Here is a 22,570-nt window from a genome sequence, read left to right on the forward strand (position 1 = left end):
CAACGAGTACCGATTGCAACACGTTCAGAAAACAGGTATAATATATGGGAACAAATATTCCTATACAGTGAAAAAGACGAACAAAGACGAATAGATGCATACTTTTTTATCGGATACCGGAAGCACAAAGTTTAGAGAACGACCACTCTTTTTCATGAACGGGTGATGAGATGAAGAATGATGTAATCGTAAGTGACAAGAAGTTTCAGCTGGTTTCTGATTTCACGCCTCAGGGTGACCAGCCCGCTGCGATCGAGCAGCTGCTGGCCAGCATTCGCTCGGGACAGCGCCATCAGACACTTCTGGGGGCAACGGGAACGGGTAAGACCTTCACCGCTGCTCAGGTGATAGCCGAGCTCAACAGACCGACTTTGCTGATTGCTCATAACAAAACCTTGGCCGCGCAGCTGTGCAGTGAGCTGAAGGAGTTTTTCCCGCATAATGCGGTGGAATATTTCGTCAGCTATTACGACTATTACCAGCCGGAAGCGTACATTCCTTCCTCCGACACGTTCATTGAGAAGGATTCGAGCATCAACGATGAGATCGACAAGCTGCGCCACTCTGCGACCAGTTCTCTGTTCGAGCGCCGTGATGTCATCATCGTGGCGAGCGTGTCGTGCATCTACGGTCTCGGTTCGCCGATCGAGTACGGCAGCCTGGTCATGTCGCTTCGGGTGGGGATGGAGCGCTCGCGCAATGACATTCTACACCGTCTGATCGACATCCAGTACCAGCGCAACGATATGAACTTTATCCGGGGTACGTTCCGTGTGCGCGGGGACGTCGTCGAGATTTTCCCGGCCTCACATTCGGAGCATGCGGTCCGCGTAGAGCTGTTCGGCGATGAGATTGAGCGGATCACCGAGATCAACGTATTGACCGGCGAGATTATCGCCGAGCGCGATCATATCGCTATCTTCCCGGCCTCTCACTTCGTGACCCAGGAGGAGACGATGAAGGTTGCGCTCGTCAATATCGAGCGGGAGCTGGAGGAGCGACTGGCCTCGCTGCGCGAGCAAGGCAAGCTGGTGGAGGCGCAGCGGCTGGAGCAGCGCACCCGGTACGATATCGAAATGATGCAGGAGATGGGCTTCTGCTCCGGCATCGAGAACTATTCGGGACCGCTTACGTTCCGCGAACGGGGAGCAACACCTTATACGCTGTTCGACTATTTCCCGGATGATATGCTTGTGGTCATCGATGAGTCGCACGTGACGCTGCCTCAGATCCGCGCGATGTACAACGGGGACCGGGCGCGCAAGGAAGTGCTGGTCGACCACGGCTTCCGCCTGCCGTCGGCGATGGATAACCGGCCGCTCCGCTTCGAGGAGTTCGAAGGCAAGGTAAGCCAGCTGGTGTATGTATCGGCTACGCCGGGCCCGTATGAGCTGGAGCATTGCCCGCAGATGGTTCAGCAGATCATCCGGCCGACCGGGCTGCTCGATCCGATTATTGAAGTGCGTCCGACGAAGGGGCAGATCGACGATCTCCTGGGCGAGATTCAAGACAGGATCAAGAAAGATGAACGGGTGTTGGTTACGACACTGACGAAGAAGATGTCCGAGGATTTGACCGATTACTTCAAGGAAATCGGCATCAAGGTGCGCTATCTCCACTCGGATATCAAGACGCTGGAGCGGATGCAGATTTTGCGCGATCTCCGTCTTGGTGTGTTCCATGTGCTAGTTGGCATCAACTTGCTGAGGGAAGGTCTTGACCTTCCGGAGGTATCGCTGGTGGCCATCCTGGACGCCGACAAGGAGGGCTTCCTGAGGGCGGAGCGCTCGCTGATCCAGACGATAGGGCGGGCTGCACGGAACTCGGGCGGACGCGTTCTGATGTACGGGGACAAGGTTACCGACTCTATGAACAAGGCGATTACAGAGACGGCGCGCCGCCGTACCATTCAGATCGCCTATAATGAACAACACGGCATTACGCCGCAGACCATACAGAAGAAAGTACGCGATGTGATTGAGGCGACCAAGGTTGCCGAACAGAAGGCCGATTATTTGACCGACGTCAAGCAGGCGAAGATGTCCAAGAAAGACCGTCTGGCGCTGATCGAGCGCCTCGAGCAGGAAATGAAGGAAGCCGCCAAAAATCTGCAGTTCGAACGCGCCGCCGAGCTTCGCGATGCCGTTCTGGAGATGAAGGCCGAGCTGTAGAGGAAAGGTAGGAACTTACGCGTGGCTAGAGACAATATTGTCATCAAGGGCGCTAGAGCCCACAATCTCAAGAACATCGACGTTACGATTCCCCGCGATAAGTTCGTCGTATTGACGGGGCTTAGCGGCTCGGGCAAGTCGTCCTTGGCGTTCGACACAATCTATGCAGAAGGACAACGCCGGTATGTCGAATCCCTGTCCGCTTACGCCAGGCAGTTCCTGGGCCAGATGGATAAGCCCGATGTGGACTCTATCGAAGGACTGTCCCCGGCGATCTCGATCGACCAGAAGACGACCAGCCGCAATCCGCGGTCCACGGTAGGGACCGTGACGGAGATCTACGACTACCTGCGGCTGTTGTTCGCGCGTGTCGGCCGGCCTCATTGCCCGACGCATGGCATTGAGATCACCTCGCAAACCGTCGAGCAGATGGTGGACCGGATTATGGAATATCCGGAGCGGACGAAGCTGCAGATCCTGGCTCCGCTTATCTCTGGACGCAAGGGCGAGCATACCAAGCTGTTCACCGATATTCAGAAGCAGGGATTCGTGCGTGTACGGGTGAACGGTGAAATCCGCGACCTGTCCGAGACGATCGAGCTGGAGAAAAACAAAAAGCATACCATCGAAGTCGTCGTCGACAGGATTGTCGTCAAGGAGGACGTTCAGTCCCGCTTGGCAGATTCGCTGGAGACAGCACTCAAGCTCGCTGACGGCCGTGTTATCGTAGACGTGATGGAGAAGGAAGAACTGCTGTTCAGCCAGAACCTGGCTTGCCCGGAGTGCGGCTTCAGCATCGAGGAGCTGGCTCCGCGGATGTTCTCCTTCAACAGTCCGTTCGGGGCATGTCCGGATTGTGACGGTCTTGGCCAGAAGATGATTGTGGACCCGGATCTGCTCGTACCGGATGCCAAGCTGACGATTGAGAATGGCGCCTTCGAGGCATGGGCGGGCAGCACGTCCAACTACTATCCGCAGTTCCTCGCGGCTGTATGCGAGCACTACGGAATCCCGCGTGACATTCCGGTCTCCGAACTGACCAAGGAGCAGATGAACAAGCTGCTGAATGGTACCGGCGGAGAGAAAGTAAAGTTCAAATACGAGAACGACTTTGGCCATAAGAAGGAAGCGATGGTTGCCTTCGAGGGGATCATCAATAACCTGGAGCGCCGCTACCGGGACACGTTCTCGGAGGGAATCCGTGAGCATATCGAGCAGTATATGAGTGCCAAGCCCTGCTCCAAGTGCAAAGGACACCGGCTGAAGCCCGAATCGCTCGCGGTGACGATCAATCAGCGCAATATTGCCCATGTGACTTCGCTGTCCATCGGAGAGGCCCACGAGTGGTTCGACTCCCTGAATTTGTCGGAACGCGAGCTGCAGATTGCGCATCTGATTATGAAGGAAATCAAGGCAAGACTTGGCTTCCTCGTGAACGTAGGCCTTGATTATCTGACGATGCACCGGGCGGCTGGAACATTGTCCGGCGGCGAGGCGCAGCGGATTCGACTTGCTACGCAAATCGGCTCCAGCCTGATGGGCGTTCTGTATATTCTGGATGAGCCGAGCATTGGTCTTCATCAGCGGGATAACGACCGGCTCATCCAGACGCTGGTGCATATGCGTAATCTCGGCAATACGCTAATCGTCGTCGAGCATGACGAAGATACGATGATGGCTGCGGATTATATCATCGATATCGGCCCTGGAGCGGGTATTCACGGCGGTCAGGTCGTAGCCCAAGGCACGCCGGCCGAGATTATGGAGGATCCGAACTCCTTGACCGGGCAGTACCTGAGCGGTCGTAAGTTCATTCCTGTCCCTGCAGAGCGCCGCAAGCCTAACGGCAAGTGGCTGGAGATCAAGGGAGCCAAGGAAAACAACCTGCGCGGCGTGAACGTGAAGATTCCGCTGGGTGTATTCAGCTGTGTGACGGGCGTGTCCGGCTCCGGCAAGAGTACGCTGATCAATGAGATCTTGTACAAAACCTTGGCTAAGGAATTGAACGGAGCTAAGGTCAAGCCAGGTGAATATAAGGAGTTCAAAGGGCTGGAGCATGTGGACAAAGTCATCGATATCGACCAGTCCCCGATCGGACGGACTCCGCGCTCCAACCCGGCGACCTATACCGGCGTGTTCGACGATATCCGTGACCTGTACGCCACCACCAATGAAGCGAAGGTTCGCGGCTACAAGAAGGGACGCTTCAGCTTCAACGTGAAGGGCGGACGCTGCGAGGCTTGCCGTGGCGACGGGATCATCAAGATCGAGATGCACTTCCTGCCGGATGTGTACGTGCCTTGCGAGATCTGCAAAGGCAAACGCTACAATCGTGAGACGCTGGAGATCAAGTACAAAGGCAAGAGCATTGCCGATCTGCTGGAGATGACCATTGAGGATTCCTGCGAGTTCTTCAAGAACGTACCGCGCATCCACCGCAAGCTGCAGACGATCCTGGACGTCGGTCTTGGCTATATGAAGCTGGGACAGCCAGCTACGACGCTGTCCGGCGGCGAAGCACAACGGGTCAAGCTGGCGGCGGAGCTGTATCGTCGCAGCACGGGCAAAACGATCTATATTCTGGACGAGCCGACAACCGGTCTGCATATCGACGATATCGACCGGCTGCTCAAGGTGCTCCACCGTCTCGTTGAGAATGGGGACTCCGTACTCGTGATCGAGCACAACCTTGACGTCATCAAGACAGCGGACCATCTGATCGATCTGGGGCCGGAGGGCGGAACCCGAGGAGGCATGATCGTAGGTACCGGCACGCCGGAGGACGTCGTGAAGGTCGAAGGCTCCTATACGGGCAAGTATTTATTGCCTATACTGGAACGGGACCGCGAGCGGTCCGAGGATTACTTCAAGAGACTGAAGGAGCTTGCGGAGAGCACCGCGTAGCTGTTCGTTGGTCTTGTGAAAACCGGAGAAACCGCGAACGTTGCGTCCGCGGTTTCTTTTGGGCCAAAGAAGCTATTTTGCTCCAACGCATGATAAATTGAAGCTTGAATGGACATTTTATAAAGACTAGGTAGGTTAAGGAACAAAAATGTGTGCTTACCCAGATCGCTTCGTCTTAATGGGCTGCGTACACGTATAAAAAGTTGACAATCTTGTTACACTTTGAAAGAATGTCCGGTTTGCAAATACCGTCCTGGACAAATGACTTGCACTTCAAAGCGAGTCAGGCTAAGATTAGAATAAGAATTTCTGTACATAGAAGGAGGTCCCTCCATGTTTTTGGCTGAAGCGGCAGCATCCTCTGCCAGTACGTTTAACGGGTTCGATATTTTTGTGGTCCTGTTTACCATTGTTATTGCCATCGGAGTCGTTCGTCAGATTCTCGCTCCGAAGAAAAATCCGTTTGCCATCGGCTTCGGGATCGTAGCATTGGCTGTTTTCGCGACTATGGACGTTGTCATGATCAAGGGATGGATGGGCTGATTCGCAGCGATCGTATCTCTTCAAAATAAGCGCGAACAAAAAGGGTGTCTCCCCGTTGGAGACACCCTTTTTTGTTGTGCGGTGAAGCTTAAACCCACCACATCTCGCCGAGCGGTTGCTTGATCAGAACTTGCTGCAAGTTCTGTACCGCTTTGGCGAAGCCTTCCTCGATGGACATCAGTCCGTCTTCATGCTCGATGCTGACGGCATGGTCATAGCCTACGAGACGAAGTGCGCTGATGATATCCGCCCATGTCTTGAGGTCATGGCCATAGCCGACCGTACGGAACTGCCAAGCGCGGTCCAGCATGTTGGAGTAGGACTGCATGTCCGTCAAGCCGTAACGGTGAACGTTCACCGGATCGATCGTCGTATCCTTAGCGTGGAAGTGATGGATAGCTCCGGCACGGCCGAGAATTTGGATCGCTTGAACCGGATCGATACCTTGCCACCACATATGGCTCGGGTCAAGGTTGGCTCCGATGACTTCGCCAGCTGCTTCGCGCAGACGCAGGAGGGTAGCTGGTGTATGAACGGAGAAGCCGCCGTGCAGCTCGAGGCCGAACTTCACGTTGCGGTCGGAAGCGTATTTACCGGTTTCGGTCCAGTAAGGGATGACCTTGTTAGCCCACTGCCAGTCGAGAATTTCTTGGAAGTCTGGCGGCCAAGGAGCAACTGGCCAGTTCGGGTATTTGGCGTCATCGGAATCTCCAGGGCAGCCGGAGAACGTATTGACAACGGGTACTTCCAAGCGCTGAGCGAGATCAACGGTTTGGATAATGGCATCGTGGAATTCCTTGGCTACCGCTTTCTGCGGGTGCAGCGGGTTGCCATGAACGCTAAGCGCACTGATCGTCAGGCCGCGCGATTCTACGGCTTTCTTGAACGCCTTCAGCTTGGCATCATCAGCCAGCAGCTCAGCCGGGTTACAGTGAGAGCTGCCCGGATATCCGCCTGTACCGATTTCTACAGCTTCCAGACCATGCGCTGCGATAATATCGAGCGCTTCTTCAAACGGCTTCTGTTGGAACAATACTGCGAAAACACCTAACTTCATAAAACAGACACCTCCGGATAATGTTCAACAATGTACGCGTGTTCAATAAGTAAGCCTAAAGCAAATTATAACATCACATCGGTATGATCTCAAAGTATCTTATTGAAATACAGCTACAGGACGATTGCCTGGTGGGGTTAAGCTCCTTTAACAATGGAAATCCCACCATTCTTCTCACGTTTTGGGAGTGAGATGATTGGTGCCGTTCCGTTTCGTATAGGACGTTCAAAATGAGTAAAAGCTAAGAAACCAAGCTTTAATTCAGGCATTGTGTCGGCGGCGTGACAAAGTCTATATTCGACAAAAGAGCTCGACAGTATTCCCGATTCTTTGTACAGAACTTCCCTTATAATGGGAAATACCTTTCGAGGCTGCAGTCATCAAACTTTTTAAAGAGAGGGCGGATCGTATGGTGAGAATCAAGGATACACAACTGGTAGAAACTGTTGCCGGTACCTGGCTGCGCTTCCCAGACAGCTTTAAGAAGTTTCATTGCCTGGTCGAGCTGCCCGGACAGCTCACGATGAACATCAATTCCAAGTCAGGCAGCATTCACATTCACAAGCGGGACAGCAACAATGTGTACCAGCCCTGCGGGGAGCTATCTCTATCTACGATCGGAAGTCAGCTGCAAGCGGCAGTGTATGGCATCCAGGCCCAGGGGGCCGGACCGCTGCAGCCGGGAAACGCCTCTATGGGGGGCTATGACAAGGGGGAACCATCCGTCCGGAAGTCGGACGCCAGTTGATCTGCGGAGAAGCAAGGGGGTACAGATGAAATAAAACGCAAAGAAGCAGCGCTTCGGGGGAGAATAAGCCATTCCCTGAACAACGCTGCTTCTTCTTCATGGCGGACCTTCTTCCGGTCTGCCCGGGCATTTACCAAGACCAGTTAATCAGTCCGCTGTAAATTTTGTATACGGTATGACTATCGCCGCTGTAGACGATAACAGCTGCTGTAATGAATAATTGCGTCAGTAAGCAGCGGGCGTAGAAATACCGCTTGGACACCTTGCGTTTGTTGACGGTCGTATAGCCCAGGATGTTCTCCAGCCCGAGCAGCAGGCCGTGATAGACGCCCCAGAGCACATACAGCCAGCTGAAGCCATGCCAGAGGCCGATCAGGACCATCACAAGCATCGAGAGACCGGCAGCTGTCCACTTGGTCGGCGTCTGGCGTGAGACGAACATGAAGATGTGGTCCCGGAACCAATCCCCAAGGGTCGCATGCCAATTACGCCAATATTGGGTAAGCGTGGGCGACTGGAACGGTTTCTTGAAGTTCTCCGGTATGTTATATCCCATCAGACGTCCGAAGCCTACGGCAATATCGGAGTAGCCGGAGAAATCGAAGAAAATCAGAGCATAGAACCAGATCATCAGAAATACCGACTCATGCACGTGAAGCTGCTCGGCGCCGGAGATGTTCTTGAACACATCCATCATCAGCGCAACGAGCACCACTTTCTTGAACATGCCGAGGATGATCCGCTTGACGTATTGCTTGGTCTGAGCGGCATCCACCTGATACGGCTGCTTCGTATCGGCCATGAAATCGCGGAATTTCAGGATCGGGCCGGAAGTGAAGGTCGGAATGAACAAGATGTAATTGAAGTAGTCCAACACGCTGGCACGGGACTCCTTGCCGATGAAGAAGGCAAAGTACAAGGCGTCGATGACCTTGAGTACGTTGTAGATCAGTCCGAGCACGATAATAGCATCGAATAACGGATGGGTGAACATCTCCATCCCGAACATCCGCAGCGTGCACACCGCCACTACGTTGGCCGCGATCAGCAGGACGAATGTCGTCTTACGCAAGTGCTGGAGACGTCCTAGCGCGATAAAAGCTACATAATTCAACGCCGTGTACACCAGATAGAACACGAACAGCTTCTGGCTGAACACGAGCAGAAAGCAGAGATTGAACGCCAGCAGCAGGTAGCGCTTATTGCCTGGCCAGCGGCGCGTGAGCGCCAGCACAAGCACCATCCCGACCATGGCCAAGACGGCGTTCATATTCAAGTACCACATGGTTGATTATCCTCCAAGCGCGTAGGCGTCCTCCCCGAGCAGCCGCTGCGGGATCTAGAATCCTTCGTAAATAAACACACCTTCGCCCTTAAAATAAATGAGCACAAGGATGAGCATGGCCAAGTAGATCAGGATTTCGATGATTTGGCGAGCGACGCGAGCCATGCATCCACCTCCTTCGTAAATACCGGAGCGCCTTCCTCACGGTTCAGATGGACCAGATCGTGAAAGTATTTGGGGTCATACGACAAAAGCAGATCAAGCGTAGGTACGCCGGCGGCTTTCAGACGGGCATCGACAGTCTTTTTCAGCTCGGGCATATAGCGCGGCTGCTCGTAGCTCGGGTTCCATGGCATCCACACGACACGCAGAGGAAGATTCTGCGATTCGCTGTAGCGGATAATCCATTCGAGCGCCTCGAGATTGTCGATATACTGAGGCTGCTTGGCCCAGCCGTATTTCTTGTCGTAGTCCTGCTCTTTCGCCTTCATTGTCTCCGGCTCCATATGACCGAAGTAAAGCATCTTATCGATCCAGCGCGGCTCATAGCGCGTCAGCTCCGCGGGATTCAGCTCGACAGCGCCTCGGTACAGCTGGGTGACGGCTTCCGTTCCGGAATCAATGAAATACGAACCGTATTTGTACACATATGGCTCGTACCACGGTTTATACCACGGATAGGTGGGATCGGTCTCCATGATATCCAGCATCGTATGAACATCGATTCCAATAACGAGCTGCTGCTGGACGTGATAGCGGCCTTGCTCCAAGATAGCCTTCAGATCCGTCAGCTTGCCGTAGGAGAGGCCCATTTCAACCAGCTTGGCCGAGGATTTCTCTTCGATATAAGCACCTGTAACCGCCGAGTTGCCGAAGAAGACAGGGCCGCTGGTCGCCCCATCATGATGGTACACGGTCTTCGTGAAGTCATTCTTGTAAAAACGCCGCGACGTAACCATCGGGTCCCAATACGAGATCAGGACATCCGATAGTACGAAAGCGGCGAGCAGCAGCAGCACGAAGCTGTTCTTGCGAAAAAAGCGGATCGTAGTAGACATGATGCCGCCCGTTCTAGACCGATAGCTGCTGCCAAGCCGCATATTGCTCGCGGATGGCGGCCGGCCATTGCGATTCATCCAGGCCGTATTGGGCCAGGAACGCGAACGTCCAGCGTTCGATGCCGAAGCCGACACAGCCGGTGACGGCCGGGCGTTTGCCCATGGAAATATTGAAGGCGTTGCCGAAGGTGTTGCTATGGAAGTTAACCGAGCTGCAGGCGATCGACTTCTTAATATGCGGGATCGTCAGACGCAGCTCATACTTCATTTCCTGATTGCGCTGGAAGGAAGCCTTCACTTGGAAATCATTGGTGAAGAATGGGTCGTTGGCGACTTCGAGTATACTGTCAACCTGCCATTCCACAGCCAGCTCCTTCAGATACTCGATGGCGCGCAGGCGGTTTTCTTTCACGAAGTCCGGCTTCCCGACGAAAATGATCTCGCGCATGCTGAAGTCCAGCAAGCGTCCGAAATCCGTATGGTTGCGCGACTCGAAGCGGTGACACTTGGAGATCGCCGTAACGATGCGGCCCTCGCCTTCCAAGGTCTCGTTCTTCAAGCCCTCATAGCAGTGGTAGCAAGTGGAAGGATTCATCGTAAACTTAGGCTTCGGCATAGTGGCGTTCATGTCGAGAGGGCTATCCTGCTGCCAGCCCCCTTGATCCCGGATGGATTGAGAGAAAGCCTCAATCGTATCCAGGTCCTCACGCAGATGCGTCAGGAAGTGAATATGCTCAGGGAACGATGTGAAATGATTCGTTTTATTCAAGGTGTCGGCATGAATGACGGCCGGGTATTCCTCCGTCGTCAGTCCTTCGAAACGGGCCGCGATCTTCGTCACGAAGCTATAATCGAAAAACCTCATCAGGCTGGAGAAAGGCTCGCGGAAAATAAACAGCCCCGGCTCCAAAATCTTGATGATCTTCTTATCCGCCAGCTCAGCAATAATATCGCCTTCATACGGCGTATCGATATGCTGTTCGAACAGGATGTTCTCCTTGAAGCCGAAGTCTCCCTGGGAGAAGCGCTCGATGAGCTTGCGGACACGTTCCTCGATGCCGGAGTTGCCTTTGGGCGAATCATGCTGGATACGGATCGTGTCAGCGTCGAGCTGGATATCGCTGATCGTCTCATCGATGAACGATGCGGCGTATTTTAATTGTCCATGCTGGCTAGGGGCCAGTCCTTCCAAGGATACAATACATTCCACCTGCGTTACCTCGCCTTCTTAGAATGAATGAACGTCGCAATTTCCCGGACAGTGTTCATCGAATGCAGCATCAGATCCTGCGGAGTAACTTGGATGCCGTATGTCTGTTCGATATGTGCGATCAGTGCGGTCGCCCCCATCGAATCGATAAAGCCATAATCGAATAGATGAACGTCTGTGGAAAAATCCTCATCATCCTGGTCGATATCGTAGCGGCTGCGGATATGCGTTTCTAGCTCGTCAAGCAATTGCTGCATGAGAAAAGCCTCCTTGGCTGGATAGGTGAATAGCAACTAGCGCGTATCGTTTCTAAAGTAAAAGGCGGCTACCGGTCAAGCCAGCGCTTAAGGAGCGCTCCATGTTATCGTTAGCTTCACCGGATCGCCGAAATGAGTGACCGTATAGGTTCCGCTTGCCTCGTCGCGTTCTACCGTCAGGTCCGGCCCGTCAATCTGCAGCGGCACCGGGCTTATCAGCTTAACCTGCTGCATGCCTGCCGCTTGCAGACTCAGCTCCCAGTGGCCTTCCGACGCGTGAAGCGTATAAGGCACATTGACACGCTGCATGTGCAGCGCGGTGTTGTCGGGAAGCGAAGCTTCGGAAGCTTGGCCGTTTGCAGAAGCAGCAGACGCAGATGGAACCGTGCTGGCGGACTTGGCGTCCCCAGTCGAAGGCGATGCCGCCGATGCCGCCGATGCCGCTGCCGGCTTCGCGAAGCGGACCTGCTCCGTTTGCGCAGCACCGAAGTACAGCTTGCCGCCGCGCAGGTCGCGGACGGCGGAGTCCGTGTCCGGGAGACGCCCGCTATAGGCGCTTCCCGGCTCGACGACCAGCCCGAGCGTGCCGCGGTACTCCTCCGCCTGCTGCGGCACGCCGGAGGTATCCGGCGTGACATAGAAGCGGGGGTCCGCCTGCATCCCGACCAGCCGCTTCAGCCGCAGCGTGACGGCGTCCGTCCAGGGACGTGAGAGCTTGACCTCGGTCGTCTTGGCATTCAGGAAGGAGCGGGCCATCTGCATCTCCGTCATGAAGTTATAGCTGTGCGTATTGCGAAGCTCGTCCAAGTAAGTGACGAACTCCAGCAGTTCCTTCTCGCGCAGCGGGAAGTGGTACTCGATATGTTCAAAATAATCGATCGGCATATCATTGGCCGCATAGGCTTCGAACAGATCCTTGGTCGAATATTGCGGGTCGGTGCGAAGCACCGGAGCCGGCGTATAAAGCATCATCGGCTTCTTCAGGTCCGGCTCGCCGGACGCATCCGTCATCAGGAACGGAAGCCCCCAGTTGTATTCCACGCCAAGTCGTGGATCTGCCTTAATGAACGACGGCTTGAAGCCGAAGTTGAACCAGATGCCCGCATCCCGTTCATTGCCGAGAGTCTGCGAGCGGTCCGGGTTGTTGATCCGCCACGTATGCTGGTTCGTACCGGGATTTTTCCACGGAATCCCCAGCTTGTTGAACGCCTGGCGATGCAGGGCGATCTCCTGCTTCTCCTGCGCATCGCTCGTATATTGATGGAAGAACAGATGCGGGTACAATTCCAGCCCGTGTTCCCTGGTATACCGGATAAAGGCGGACAGTTGCTCTGCATAAGGAAACTTCGGATCGTCAATCGGCGACGGGGCGCTGAACTCCAGCTGCCCGACGATCAGATCGTCCCGGCCGTCGCCGTTCAGGTCGTACCATAGCGGCACGGCATTATGCCCGCCGACCAGCGCATGATTGCCGAGCTGATTCAGGCTCGCGCCCTCGATTACGCCGGCGTCGCGCCAGGTAACGCGACCGCTGCTATCAACCTGCTGCAGATAGATGCGCAGGTCGCCTTCGCTGCCGCCGACGACCAGGTCGGCGCGTCCATCTCCGTTCATGTCGCGGACGGACGGAGCGGCAAAGGCTGACGGCAGCCGGAACAGCGGCTGCCCGGTCCCGAAGGCGAGCGCCCCGCCGGGGCTGCGCTCGCCTGGATACATCGTCACCGCTCCGCCGCCGTCCCCGACCACGAGGTCGGGCAGCCCGTCTCCGGTGACGTCACCGATGGCCGCCGCCACCGGCGCGGCGGCGGCCATCGGCTGCCCGCCGCCGAGTAGCGGCACCGGCGCAGTGAACACGCCGCCGGCTTCGCCGTAGGCGACGGCGAGCGAGCCGTCCGACCGGCCGAGGATCAGATCCGGCCGGCCGTTGCCGTTCAGGTCGTACGCCGCTACACTGGCGTACGACGAGCCTGCGGTCAGCGGAGCGCCCCCTGTGGTGCGCAGGGCCGTCCGCTTTCCGAAGGCCAGCGGAGCCTTCAGCCCCGGAGGGAGCTGCTGGTCGGCATACGCCTCATCCCCGCCTGAGAGGCCGGGGTATAGATAGATCGATCCGTCGCTGGAGCCGACGATCAGGTCGACTCGCCCGTCGCCCGTCACATCGGCGAGGGCTGGTACTGCGCGCACAGGCTCGGTGATCGCGTCGCCGAGCGACTTGTAATCCGGATAAGGAGCCAGCCGCACCGGCTGCCCGTCCGCCAGCACCCGCGTACCGCTGGAGTAGAACGAATTCGGCGTCTCTCCCGCGAAGGCCGGCTTCTCCTGGGTGCCCGTGTTCAAGTGAACGATCACGGACTCCTGCCAGCGTCCCCAAGTAAACGCGGATCGGACCAGCGAGAAGGAAGGAAGCTGCTTGTAGCGGCGCAGCAGCTCTGCCCATTGGATGCCCTCTCCGTCGCGGATCGCTTCCATCGCCTCGAAGTGATTCTGATGGGCCATCGCCGGCCGGCCGTAAGGCCCAAGCACTTTCTTCACACTGTAGCCGAGCTTCAGCTTGGATACATAGGCTGCATACTCCGTACGCAGCAGCTCATTGCCGGCAGCGAATGTGAAGTGAAAGTAAGGATCCGTCTTCAACTGGTTGCGGTCAAAGTAGAGCGCACCGACGCTTGGCTTCAGCGCTGCATTGTCCTCGGCCGCCAGCCGGTCGAACCCGAGCGCAGGGTCCATGCCGCTCTGCAGATCGTAGCCGGTTAGGTAATAGCGGTTGGGCAGGAGTGTCCCGCTTAGGAACACTGTCCCCGAACCGACCCGGTTCACGCTGTACAGCGTGAGGCCGTTCATCGTGACGATCGGCTGGGCCGTCGAAGGCTTGATGCCTTTGCCCCAGGAGAACCGGCTCAGACTGCCCTGCGTATCATGGCGGAAGAACGTATCGGCGAACGTCTGCAGCACCTGCTGCACGCCCAGCACGTCCGCATCGACGCCTGGGTAGCTCCATAAGCTGTCTCCTGGAGCCGCAGGCAGCTGAGTCTTGGCAGGAGCCGGTACGTCGATGACCTCGGCCGCCCCCAGGAAGGCGGGATCAAAGTCAGTGGCAAATTCATTTTCAAGGAACAAATGCCCGCCGCCCCGAACATAGGCTTCCAGCGCGAGGCGCTGGTCGTCCGTCAATGTCCGGTGTAGGGACGGGTCCAGATAAATGGTGTCATAGTCGTTCAGCTGGCGTGTGCTGAGACCGGTCAGCTGATGCTTGTCCAGCGAAAGTCCCGCTAGCAGAGACTGCTTCAACTGGCCGTAGGCTGACGGATCGAAGGCATCGCCTTGCGTCGCGTACAGCATCCGAACCTCCAGCCGCTTCTCCATAGGGAACAGGACAAACAGAAGAACCGCAAGCGGCAGCAGCACGAGCGCGGTCACAACCACCTTGCGGAAAGGAGTACGTATCAAAGCAAATCCCTCATTAGGCAGCATGCAACGTCATCTGCGGTAGAAATCCGTAGAACGTTGTCAATAAATTGGTAGTCCTTCGTCATTATAGCACGGATAACGGGCTTTGTTAACTTGAGGAGACGGATGCGAGCGGATCGAATAGCGCCCGGTTGCGCCCCTCTGCCTTCGCCAGGTATAAGGCTTTATCGGCTTGGGACAACACCTGTTCGGGATGTGTCAACGGATCGGGCGTGACAGAGGCCAGGCCGATACTGACCGTGATATGATCGGCTATTTCGGATCCGGCATGAGCGAGTGCTAGCTGCTCGATCTGTGCACGGAGCTGCTCCGCAATCTCCATAGCCTCTTCCACAGGAATTTCCTTCAATACGGCGGCAAATTCCTCCCCGCCGTACCGGGCGACGAAATGCCCCTTCTCCCGCATTAGTGCTTCCGCTGCCCCAGCGATTGTGCGCAGCGCCTCATCCCCGCCCAGATGGCCGTAGCAGTCGTTGTACCGTTTGAAATAATCCACGTCAAACAGAACTACCGTTAGCCGGGTTTGATTGGCGGCGGAGTCGGCCCAGGCGCGGGTTAGATATTCGTCCAGCCGACGGCGGTTTGGGATGCCGGTCAAGCCATCCAGATCGGACAGCTTCTGAAGCTTGTCCAGCGCTTCTTGAAGGCTTTTCTCCGTCCGCTTACGTTCGGTCACATCACGGACACTGAGCAGAATCGCGACTTCTTCCTTATATAAGGTAAGGGAGATCGAGAGCTCTGTTTCCATCTCCGTTCCATCCAGGCAGACGAAGACCTGTTCCATCAGCTCAGGTTTCAACTGACGGTTGAGCAGAGCTTCCACGTACTTCCGGGAGCTTTCCCGGTGGGACGGGTGCACGAACTCGAAGTAAGAACGGCCGATAATATCCTTGCGGGATACAGCATGCAGCAGTCGTATGCCCTTATCGTTAACGAATGAGATGGTGCCGTCGCGCATCATCACAAAGGTGGCATCCGGAGACGAAGCGATCAGCCCGCGGTAACGCTCCTCGCTTTCTTTGAGCTTCCGGTTAGAGGCGTGAGCACGAACGATGTAGAGAAATACCTGAACGGACAGAAGGCCTGTCACCGACGAGAAGGCCCAGTGGTAGAGCAGCACGGAGTACAACTTGCCTAGTTGTCCAGCATAATTCAGGTTAAGCGTGATCGTGGCGGATATCACAATAAGCCCGACCGTATTCAGAGACACGAAGCGCGGCATCGTTAATCCGCGCCGGCCGGCAATAGCACCAAACAGGACCGAGAGCAGCAGCATCATGATGGAAGAGGAAACGGAGGGATAAGAGACGCCGAATAAACCGATGCGGCCGACGATGAGCACGAACCCGGTCACTAGCGCCGGAATCAATCCGCCCTGCAGAGCGGCGACGATGAGTGGGATATGGCGAAGATCGGCGATCACGCCGTCGCCCACCTGCAGGCTGAACTCCATCAGCAAGACTCCGAACAATCCGAAGCAGAAGCCCCCGAACACTTTCCACTTCCATGGGGATTCCCGCGTGAGCGGATGTCCTTTGAACATTTGCCCGATGAAGAAAAAGGAGGCAACTAGTATCGAAGCGTTAATGACAAAGTCTCTGATCATGACAGGCGGTTCACCACCATTCGATGAGGTTGAGCGGAGGGCTCTGCTTGGATAGCGTTAGGCTATCGATAATAAACTGAAATTTCGGGGCTTTGGTCATAATTTATAATCTTATTCGTCACGATTTGACATTTTTCCTTGTGCTTGAACTATTTTTGATTTTATCTTGATTCTTTTGAACTGAATTTGGAAACCTCAGGAGGCGATGGTTTGGCAAGCCTATTTCTGTTACACTAGATAGAGGCGTGTCTTCACGCCTTATACTAGGTTCCAAAGCTTGGAGGAAACGATTGATGCTGCGTACTATTCGCAAATCAGATATAGAGCTGCTGGCGCCTGCGGGCGACTGGGATTGTCTGCGTGCGGCGGTGGCCAACGGCGCTGATGCTGTGTTTTTCGGCGTGGAGAAATTCAACGCGCGGGCGCGGGCCCATAATTTTCATACGGACGAGCTGCCGGATATTATGTCCTTCCTGCACCGGTACGGGGTCAAGGGGTATTTGACCTTCAATATCCTCGTGTTCGAGGAGGAGCTGGAGGGGGCCAAGGAGCTGATCGAGGCCTGTATTGATGCGGGCGTGGATGCGGTCATCGTGCAGGATCTCGGGCTGGTGCGGATGATCCGCGAGATTTCTCCAGACTTCCCGATCCACGGCTCGACGCAGATGACGATCACTTCGCCGGAGGCGGTCGAGTTCACCAAGCCGTTCGATCTCGAGGTCGTCGTTCTGGGTCGTGAGAACAACCTCAAGCAGATCAGGCAGATTGGCGAGCAGGCCAAGCTGCCGATGGAGGTATTCGTGCATGGCGCGCTCTGTGTGTCGTATTCGGGGCAATGCCTGACCTCCGAGATGTGGGGCGGACGCTCCGCCAACCGTGGAGAGTGCGCACAGGCCTGTCGTCTGCCTTACGATCTGATGGTGGATGGCGAGCAGAAGCCGATGGGCGATGTGGCTTATCTGTTGTCTCCGAAGGATCTGGCTGCTATCGAGCTGATCCCGGAGCTGATCGAAGCAGGCGTCAAGTCGTTCAAGATCGAAGGACGCCTGAAAACTCCGGAATACGTATCCAACGTTGTCAGCAAATACCGCAAGGCGATTGACCGCTACTTCGACGGAGAGAACCCGATGCCGACCAAGGAAGAGCTGCGTGAGCTGGAGCAGAGCTTCTCCCGCGGCTTTACGCACGGCTTCCTCAAGGGCACCAACAACAAGCAGCTGGTGGAAGGCACCTTCCCTAAGAGCCGTGGCGTATATCTGGGCCGCGTGAAGCAGGTGCTCCGCGATGGGGTGACCTGTGAGCTGGAAGCTCCGCTCAAGCGCGGAGACGGCATCGTCTTCGACGCGGGAGACCCGACGAAGAAGGAAGAGGGCGGACGCGTCTATGATCTGCGGCGCCAAGGCATTAAGTTCGAGGGCGAAGCGCCCGGCGGCTTGATTGAGATCGTCCCGGGCCGTAGCGATATCGATCTGAAGCGGGTGCATGTCGGCGACCGGATCTGGAAGACCAACGATCCGCATCTCGACAAGCGGCTTCGTCAGACGTACGAGACGGACAAGCCGTACCGGACTTTCCCGGTCCGCGTCAAGGTCACAGGGACGGCTGGGCAGCCGCTGCGCAGCGTGTGGACGGACCCGGCGACGGGCGCATCCGTGACTGTCGAGTCGGAGCTGCCGCTGGTTCCGGCGGAGAAGCGTCCGATGGATGCTGCGCTGTTCGAGGAGCAGTTCGGCCGGCTGGGCGGCACCGTACTCGAGCTGGAGTCAGTGGACGTTCATCTGAACGGCGATCTGATTGTGCCGATGCGCGAGCTGAACCAGATGCGCCGTCAAGCAGCCGAGCTGCTGGTTGTTGAGCGTGAGCGCCCGCGTGCCTACGTGAAGCGTCAGGTCGAAGCCTACGGCGACGCTCCGTTGCTTGCGCCTCCTTCGGCTGCGCCTCAGGGTGGACAGGCTCGCTCCGTACTGACGGTGCTGTGCCGGAACCTGGAGCAGGTCGAGGCGGCTATCGAGACGGACGTCGAGATGATCTACGCGGACTTTGAATTCATCAAGCAGTTCCCGGCTGCCGTAGAGGCTTGCCGCCGGGCGGGCAAGAAGATCGCGCTGGCGACACCACGTATCCATATGCCGGGTGAGACCGGTTATTTCAAGAATATCCTGAAGCTCGGACCGGATGCCGTACTTGTCCGCAATACGGGAGCGGTCTACTGGTTCATGCGCTACCTGGCTGAGCATCCGGATGAGCCGCAGCCGGAGCTGATCGGGGACTTCTCGTTGAACGTGGCGAACCACAAGGCGGTATCCTTGTTCACGGATGCGGGCTTGTCCCGGGTGACGCCGTCGTACGATCTGAACATTCAACAGATGGTCGATCTGCTGCGTCGTTCGGATACGTCCCGTCTGGAGGTCGTCATCCATCAGCATATGCCGATGTTCCATACGGAGCACTGCGTCTACTGCACGTTTATGAGTCCGGGTACGGACTATACGAACTGCGGACGCCCTTGCGAGGAACAGCGCGCTTCGCTGCGCGACCGGGTCGGCTTCTCTCATCCGGTGCGGGTGGACGAGGGCTGCCGCAACACGGTGTACAATGCAATCGACCAGTCGGGCGCAGAGTACCTCACCAACTTCATGGAGCTCGGCGTGAACCGCTACCGGATCGAGTTTCTGGAGGAGACGCCGGATAAGGTGCACGAAGTCATCGCGCTCTATCAGCGCGCTATCCGCGGGGAGGTCAGCGGGACCCAGGTATGGAAGACGCTCAAGTCCACCAACCAGCTCGGCGTCACGCGTGGTCAATTGGTGAAATAAAGCGAAGCGGGAAGCCGCTTTAAGGGAAAAGGGCCCTCTGCAGGTCACAGTTCACAGGAACTGACGCAGAGGGCCTTTTGTGTGCATACGGCATGATTTGGGTGTTTTACCTCACAGACTCCGGGAGGTAGATGGCATGATTTGCGGGTCGACCCGCTTGAACCTGGTTATGGCTTGAGCGCGTCTTCCCTCTTATTGTTGTCCACACCGCGGATATGTTACCCTTAGGAAATTACTGATCTGCAAAGGTGGTCTTGAGATGGCTCGTCAGTCTCGTGAACGAATGATTGAAGGTGCTGTAAAGCTCCTCGCTATGCGAGGACTGCACGCCTCATTTACAGAAATAATTGAAGCCACCGGTGCCCCCCGAGGGTCGATATACCATCATTTCCCTGGTGGAAAAGATCAGCTTATAGCTGAAGCCATCGATCTGGCCGGAACTCAGGCTATCGGCATCATCAACGCTTTGGAAGGCCAGCCGGCCGAAATTGTTGCCGGACAGTTTATTGGCATCTGGAGAGCGTTATTAACGAACACCAATTATCAAGCGGGCTGCTCGGTTCTGGCCGTTACGGTGGCATCGGACTCCCAGGATTTACTTCATCGGTCGGCTGCAGTATTTCGCCAGTGGTGCGATCGTCTGTCCGAGCTGCTAGTCCTGGGCGGACTCAACAAGGAGGATGCGCGTGGCCTTGCGGCACTGCTTGTTGCTTCTTGCGAAGGTGCCGTCGCGATCAGCCGCGGCCAAAAGTCCATGGAGGTCTTTGAATTGGTAGCTGAGCAATTGATCATGCAAGTGAAAAGCGCAAGTGCCCATTCTTGATATTACGTCTGATCCGAAGCCGATCCCAAGCTTGCCGCAGCGGCTTGGGCGGCCAACGCAGCAAACTCTTCTTGGCCGAAGGCCGTGCCATTGATTCCCCAACCGCCCTCAGCGGCTTCCGTTAGGATGACCCATGTCCGTGTTGCCTGTGTCTCATCACCTGTAATACGGGCAACGATTTCTGTGGCTTCTCGGGTAAATCTTCTTTGTCCCTCGCGATTTAAAGCTCCAGGAGGAGTAATAACTTGAATCCGGATATTCTTAGCCGAAGGGGTGCTTCCTGTATGAATGGCCTCTGAGCTCAGACGGTGAATAAAAACAGCCGTGTTGTTCAGGTGAAACGGACCAGGGGACTCAACCCCTTCGGCTCGCAGCACGGCAAGGGCCAGCTCTGTTCCAAGCTGGCTATTCGCGTCGACGGGGATAAGGTGATCTGGCGTGTAAATATCAATCATGGGCATGGTTATCGTCTCCTCATACTTTTTTTGGATAAAACTATGACGTTCATCATAATTCTATATTATGACGATCGTCATAGTCAATGCCGTATTTATTCCTGCCGTCCTCCTCAATGGGCATTAGGTGAGGACGGTGGAGGTAGACGCCAAAACCCAAGGAGCTAGGCGACCTGGAGGTCCTTAGCGCCTTGGGTTTCATTTGTTACCCCTTTATGCATTTTCGGCTCTATTCGCTTAGAAGCCTCTCTTAGCTTTTTGATCCAGATACAAGGATTGCGGCACGAGATCGCCGCCGGTGCCAATGCCCTCTACCAGATCCTGTGGAGCAGAGGGGTCCGAGGCGGGCACTGTATACTGCACGCCGTTCGCAGGTCCATGCGTTCCGAAGACGTAGCCTTGGCCGAATTGTTTGGACTTGACGATGGCGGATTGACCCGGCCCGTAAGCGAGCCCGTTCGTATTCCAGATGACGGATTGGGAGGTCGTCCAGCCGTGCTCAATCGTGCCATACGGCCGGTATACGGCCTCGATAAAGTCTCCGTTCATCCTCATATTGTCGAGCAGATTCGCCATGCTCAGGTGCATGTGGAAATCCGTCGCCAGCCGCGGCGTATTGGACGTGCTGTTATAAATGACATTTCCGCTGGTCCACATGCTCTGGAATGTAAAGCTGTGTCTAGCGTTGGTCGCGATGGCGTTTTGAATCAGATTGTCGCTTCCCGCGATTTGATACAAGTAGCCGTTTCCACCCTCACCCCGGTATTGCGGCTTCTGAAAGTGCGTATTTTGGATGGTTACGGACCGGGCCTGATACAAAGAGATGCCATGAGACAGCACATGATAGTCGCTGCTGTTACCGCTTGGTCTATAGCTGTTGATATTGTTGACCCAGCTGTTCTTCGTATGCGAGATCGAAATCGCCTTGGACGCATGGACGTCATAGGCCGCCGTGCCCGCGTTTTTATAATCGAGATCGCCCCATGTCGTACCCGGATGCTGCTTCATGCCGATGGACAGGCTCTCGATGCCCACCTCGCTAAGCGGCTCCGCGACCTTGTACACACGAACGTTATCCCGCGTTTTCAGCGGATAGCGGATCGGAATATCGACCGTCAGCGAGTTGGTCGCCGCGTTGATCGCTGTAATTTTGCGGTTGAAGGCAGGACCCTTCAAGGAAGCGTCCCACTTGCCGGTCATGCCGTGCTCGGCAATAAAGGCGGGCGTCATATCTGAACGGATCACGATAAATTCGTTCACGTTGTATCCGCTTACACTATTGACCGGAATCGTATGCGTTCGGGGCTGCAAGTCATTGCGGACCGCAGTCGGCGTATTGACCGGCGCGAACCAATCGCCCGACGTCGTTGGCGCTACGCGGATAACCGATTTTTCCCGCATCGAAGTGGAGTCATTGAACAGGAAAGTCGAATTCGTTCCCGCGCCTCGCAGCACCACGTTGTTTTGGTTGATCCACAGCGAGCTGGAGCTGGAGCCCTGCGGCTTCACCTTGTACGTGCCTGCCGGCAAATACACGATGCCTCCGCCGGCCGTACCGGCTGCGTTGATCGCGTTCTGGATCGCATTCGTCGAATCGTTCGCGCCGGAAGCATCGGCCCCGTACTGCGTGACCACGTTATACGTAGCGCCGGGAGGCGTCGTAGGGGGCGATTTTTCGCCTCGCCAATAGCCCGCATATGAAAAATCTTGCAAGAAACGTCCTTGACTATCCTGATACCCTGGTGTCCAGTTCGCCGGATATAGCGAGCTCCTCCATGGTGCACCTGCATTGGCAGCGCTTGCAGGAATGAGTAAGGTTAACACCAGTGCCCATGCACCTGCCAACTTCGCCAGCTTGCTAGCGTTTTGCTTCTTCAACATCATTCATCCAACCTCCATTTTTTCGTCGTTATGAAGCTGATGCCATGTCTGGCTGCCTTTCCTTTTCTGTACTCGACCTCCTTCATTCTTGGCATCTAAGAGAAAGTACCCTCTTCATCTCGTAGAGCTGCTTGACCGCCCTACTTCCCTTCATTATACGGATTCCGCATGCCGGCGAAATCCTCAGAATCCAAAAACCGATTGACAAAAAATCTATTGGAAGGAAAAAAATGATACTTTTAATGCCATAATCCAAGAAGCTAGGTAACCCGAAGGTCCCTAACTTCTTGG

General features: G+C 55.8%; 15 protein-coding genes. 6 read left to right on the forward strand and 9 right to left on the reverse strand.

Features of this window, described 5'->3' with window-relative positions:
* The first annotated feature begins 170 nt into the window (after positions 1-170).
* The 3 genes from uvrB to WMW72_RS28095 all read left to right on the forward strand — a co-directional run bounded on the left by uvrB (position 171) and on the right by WMW72_RS28095 (position 5,618).
* A complete protein-coding gene (uvrB, locus tag WMW72_RS28085; protein WP_341418902.1) occupies positions 171-2,171 on the forward strand; it encodes an excinuclease ABC subunit UvrB in 2,001 nt (666 codons plus the stop codon).
* A 21-nt stretch (positions 2,172-2,192) separates the two neighbouring features.
* Positions 2,193-5,075 carry an excinuclease ABC subunit UvrA gene (gene uvrA / locus WMW72_RS28090; protein WP_341418903.1) on the forward strand — a complete coding sequence of 961 codons (2,883 nt, stop codon included), beginning with the start codon at positions 2,193-2,195 and terminating at the stop codon, positions 5,073-5,075.
* A gap of 333 nt (positions 5,076-5,408) precedes the next feature.
* Positions 5,409-5,618, forward strand: a complete 210-nt coding sequence (locus WMW72_RS28095; protein ID WP_341418904.1) for a hypothetical protein — start codon at positions 5,409-5,411, stop codon at positions 5,616-5,618.
* Between the two features lie 88 nt (positions 5,619-5,706).
* Here WMW72_RS28095 and WMW72_RS28100 read toward each other — a convergent pair whose 3' ends face one another.
* Entirely contained in the window at positions 5,707-6,675 is a 969-nt protein-coding gene (locus WMW72_RS28100) for a sugar phosphate isomerase/epimerase family protein (RefSeq protein ID WP_341418905.1), read from the reverse strand.
* A gap of 409 nt (positions 6,676-7,084) precedes the next feature.
* Here WMW72_RS28100 and WMW72_RS28105 point away from each other — a divergent pair, with 409 nt between their 5' ends.
* Positions 7,085-7,423: a hypothetical protein gene (locus WMW72_RS28105; protein ID WP_341418906.1), complete on the forward strand. Its 339-nt coding sequence runs from the start codon at positions 7,085-7,087 to the stop codon at positions 7,421-7,423.
* A 130-nt stretch (positions 7,424-7,553) separates the two neighbouring features.
* On the opposite strand, the gene WMW72_RS28110 is transcribed toward WMW72_RS28105, so the two are convergent.
* The 6 genes from WMW72_RS28110 to WMW72_RS28135 all read right to left on the reverse strand — a co-directional run bounded on the left by WMW72_RS28110 (position 7,554) and on the right by WMW72_RS28135 (position 16,304).
* Positions 7,554-8,708, reverse strand: coding sequence for an MBOAT family O-acyltransferase (locus WMW72_RS28110; protein WP_341418907.1), 1,155 nt, complete (start codon positions 8,706-8,708; stop codon positions 7,554-7,556).
* A 128-nt stretch (positions 8,709-8,836) separates the two neighbouring features.
* The gene (locus WMW72_RS28115) at positions 8,837-9,844 is read right to left on the reverse strand and encodes a hypothetical protein (RefSeq protein WP_341418908.1); all 1,008 of its coding nucleotides are present in this window, start codon (positions 9,842-9,844) and stop codon (positions 8,837-8,839) included.
* Positions 9,780-10,976: a class-II aminoacyl-tRNA synthetase family protein gene (locus tag WMW72_RS28120; RefSeq protein WP_341418909.1), complete on the reverse strand. Its 1,197-nt coding sequence runs from the start codon at positions 10,974-10,976 to the stop codon at positions 9,780-9,782. The genes WMW72_RS28115 and WMW72_RS28120 overlap by 65 nt, the downstream gene beginning before the upstream one ends.
* A gap of 5 nt (positions 10,977-10,981) precedes the next feature.
* The gene (locus tag WMW72_RS28125) at positions 10,982-11,233 is read right to left on the reverse strand and encodes an acyl carrier protein (RefSeq protein WP_341418910.1); all 252 of its coding nucleotides are present in this window, start codon (positions 11,231-11,233) and stop codon (positions 10,982-10,984) included.
* Between the two features lie 87 nt (positions 11,234-11,320).
* Positions 11,321-14,677 (reverse strand): FG-GAP repeat domain-containing protein, encoded by a 3,357-nt coding sequence (locus tag WMW72_RS28130; RefSeq protein WP_341418911.1) that lies wholly within the window; start codon positions 14,675-14,677, stop codon positions 11,321-11,323.
* A 109-nt stretch (positions 14,678-14,786) separates the two neighbouring features.
* Positions 14,787-16,304, reverse strand: a complete 1,518-nt coding sequence (locus tag WMW72_RS28135) for a GGDEF domain-containing protein (RefSeq protein WP_341418912.1) — start codon at positions 16,302-16,304, stop codon at positions 14,787-14,789.
* Between the two features lie 293 nt (positions 16,305-16,597).
* Between WMW72_RS28135 and WMW72_RS28140 the strand changes: the two genes are divergently transcribed.
* Both WMW72_RS28140 and WMW72_RS28145 read left to right on the forward strand, forming a co-directional pair.
* Complete coding sequence (locus tag WMW72_RS28140) at positions 16,598-19,120, forward strand: U32 family peptidase (RefSeq protein ID WP_341418913.1); 2,523 nt, start codon at positions 16,598-16,600, stop codon at positions 19,118-19,120.
* A gap of 259 nt (positions 19,121-19,379) precedes the next feature.
* A complete protein-coding gene (locus tag WMW72_RS28145; protein ID WP_341418914.1) occupies positions 19,380-19,943 on the forward strand; it encodes a TetR/AcrR family transcriptional regulator in 564 nt (187 codons plus the stop codon).
* Between the two features lie 2 nt (positions 19,944-19,945).
* Here the strand turns inward: WMW72_RS28145 and WMW72_RS28150 are convergent, their stop codons facing one another.
* Together WMW72_RS28150 and WMW72_RS28155 are read right to left on the reverse strand one after the other, a co-directional pair.
* The gene (locus tag WMW72_RS28150) at positions 19,946-20,404 is read right to left on the reverse strand and encodes a tautomerase family protein (protein WP_341418915.1); all 459 of its coding nucleotides are present in this window, start codon (positions 20,402-20,404) and stop codon (positions 19,946-19,948) included.
* A 231-nt stretch (positions 20,405-20,635) separates the two neighbouring features.
* Positions 20,636-22,282 (reverse strand): glycosyl hydrolase family 28-related protein, encoded by a 1,647-nt coding sequence (locus tag WMW72_RS28155; RefSeq protein ID WP_341418916.1) that lies wholly within the window; start codon positions 22,280-22,282, stop codon positions 20,636-20,638.
* Positions 22,283-22,570 lie beyond the last annotated feature (288 nt).

Source organism: Paenibacillus filicis (assembly GCF_038070315.1).
Lineage (GTDB): Bacteria > Bacillota > Bacilli > Paenibacillales > NBRC-103111 > Paenibacillus_G > Paenibacillus_G filicis.

Excerpts from the sequence above, each read along its gene's own strand:
- uvrB (WP_341418902.1), top strand. The coding sequence starts at position 171 with ATGAAGAATGATGTAATCGTAAGTGACAAGAAGTTTCAGCTGGTTTCT.
- WMW72_RS28095 (WP_341418904.1), top strand. The coding sequence starts at position 5,409 with ATGTTTTTGGCTGAAGCGGCAGCATCCTCTGCCAGTACGTTTAACGGG.
- WMW72_RS28100 (WP_341418905.1), bottom strand. The coding sequence starts at position 6,675 with ATGAAGTTAGGTGTTTTCGCAGTATTGTTCCAACAGAAGCCGTTTGAA.
- WMW72_RS28105 (WP_341418906.1), top strand. The coding sequence starts at position 7,085 with ATGGTGAGAATCAAGGATACACAACTGGTAGAAACTGTTGCCGGTACC.
- WMW72_RS28110 (WP_341418907.1), bottom strand. The coding sequence starts at position 8,708 with ATGTGGTACTTGAATATGAACGCCGTCTTGGCCATGGTCGGGATGGTG.
- WMW72_RS28115 (WP_341418908.1), bottom strand. The coding sequence starts at position 9,844 with ATGAATCGCAATGGCCGGCCGCCATCCGCGAGCAATATGCGGCTTGGC.
- WMW72_RS28125 (WP_341418910.1), bottom strand. The coding sequence starts at position 11,233 with ATGCAGCAATTGCTTGACGAGCTAGAAACGCATATCCGCAGCCGCTAC.
- WMW72_RS28135 (WP_341418912.1), bottom strand. The coding sequence starts at position 16,304 with ATGATCAGAGACTTTGTCATTAACGCTTCGATACTAGTTGCCTCCTTT.
- WMW72_RS28140 (WP_341418913.1), top strand. The coding sequence starts at position 16,598 with ATGCTGCGTACTATTCGCAAATCAGATATAGAGCTGCTGGCGCCTGCG.
- WMW72_RS28145 (WP_341418914.1), top strand. The coding sequence starts at position 19,380 with ATGGCTCGTCAGTCTCGTGAACGAATGATTGAAGGTGCTGTAAAGCTC.
- WMW72_RS28150 (WP_341418915.1), bottom strand. The coding sequence starts at position 20,404 with ATGCCCATGATTGATATTTACACGCCAGATCACCTTATCCCCGTCGAC.
- WMW72_RS28155 (WP_341418916.1), bottom strand. The coding sequence starts at position 22,282 with ATGATGTTGAAGAAGCAAAACGCTAGCAAGCTGGCGAAGTTGGCAGGT.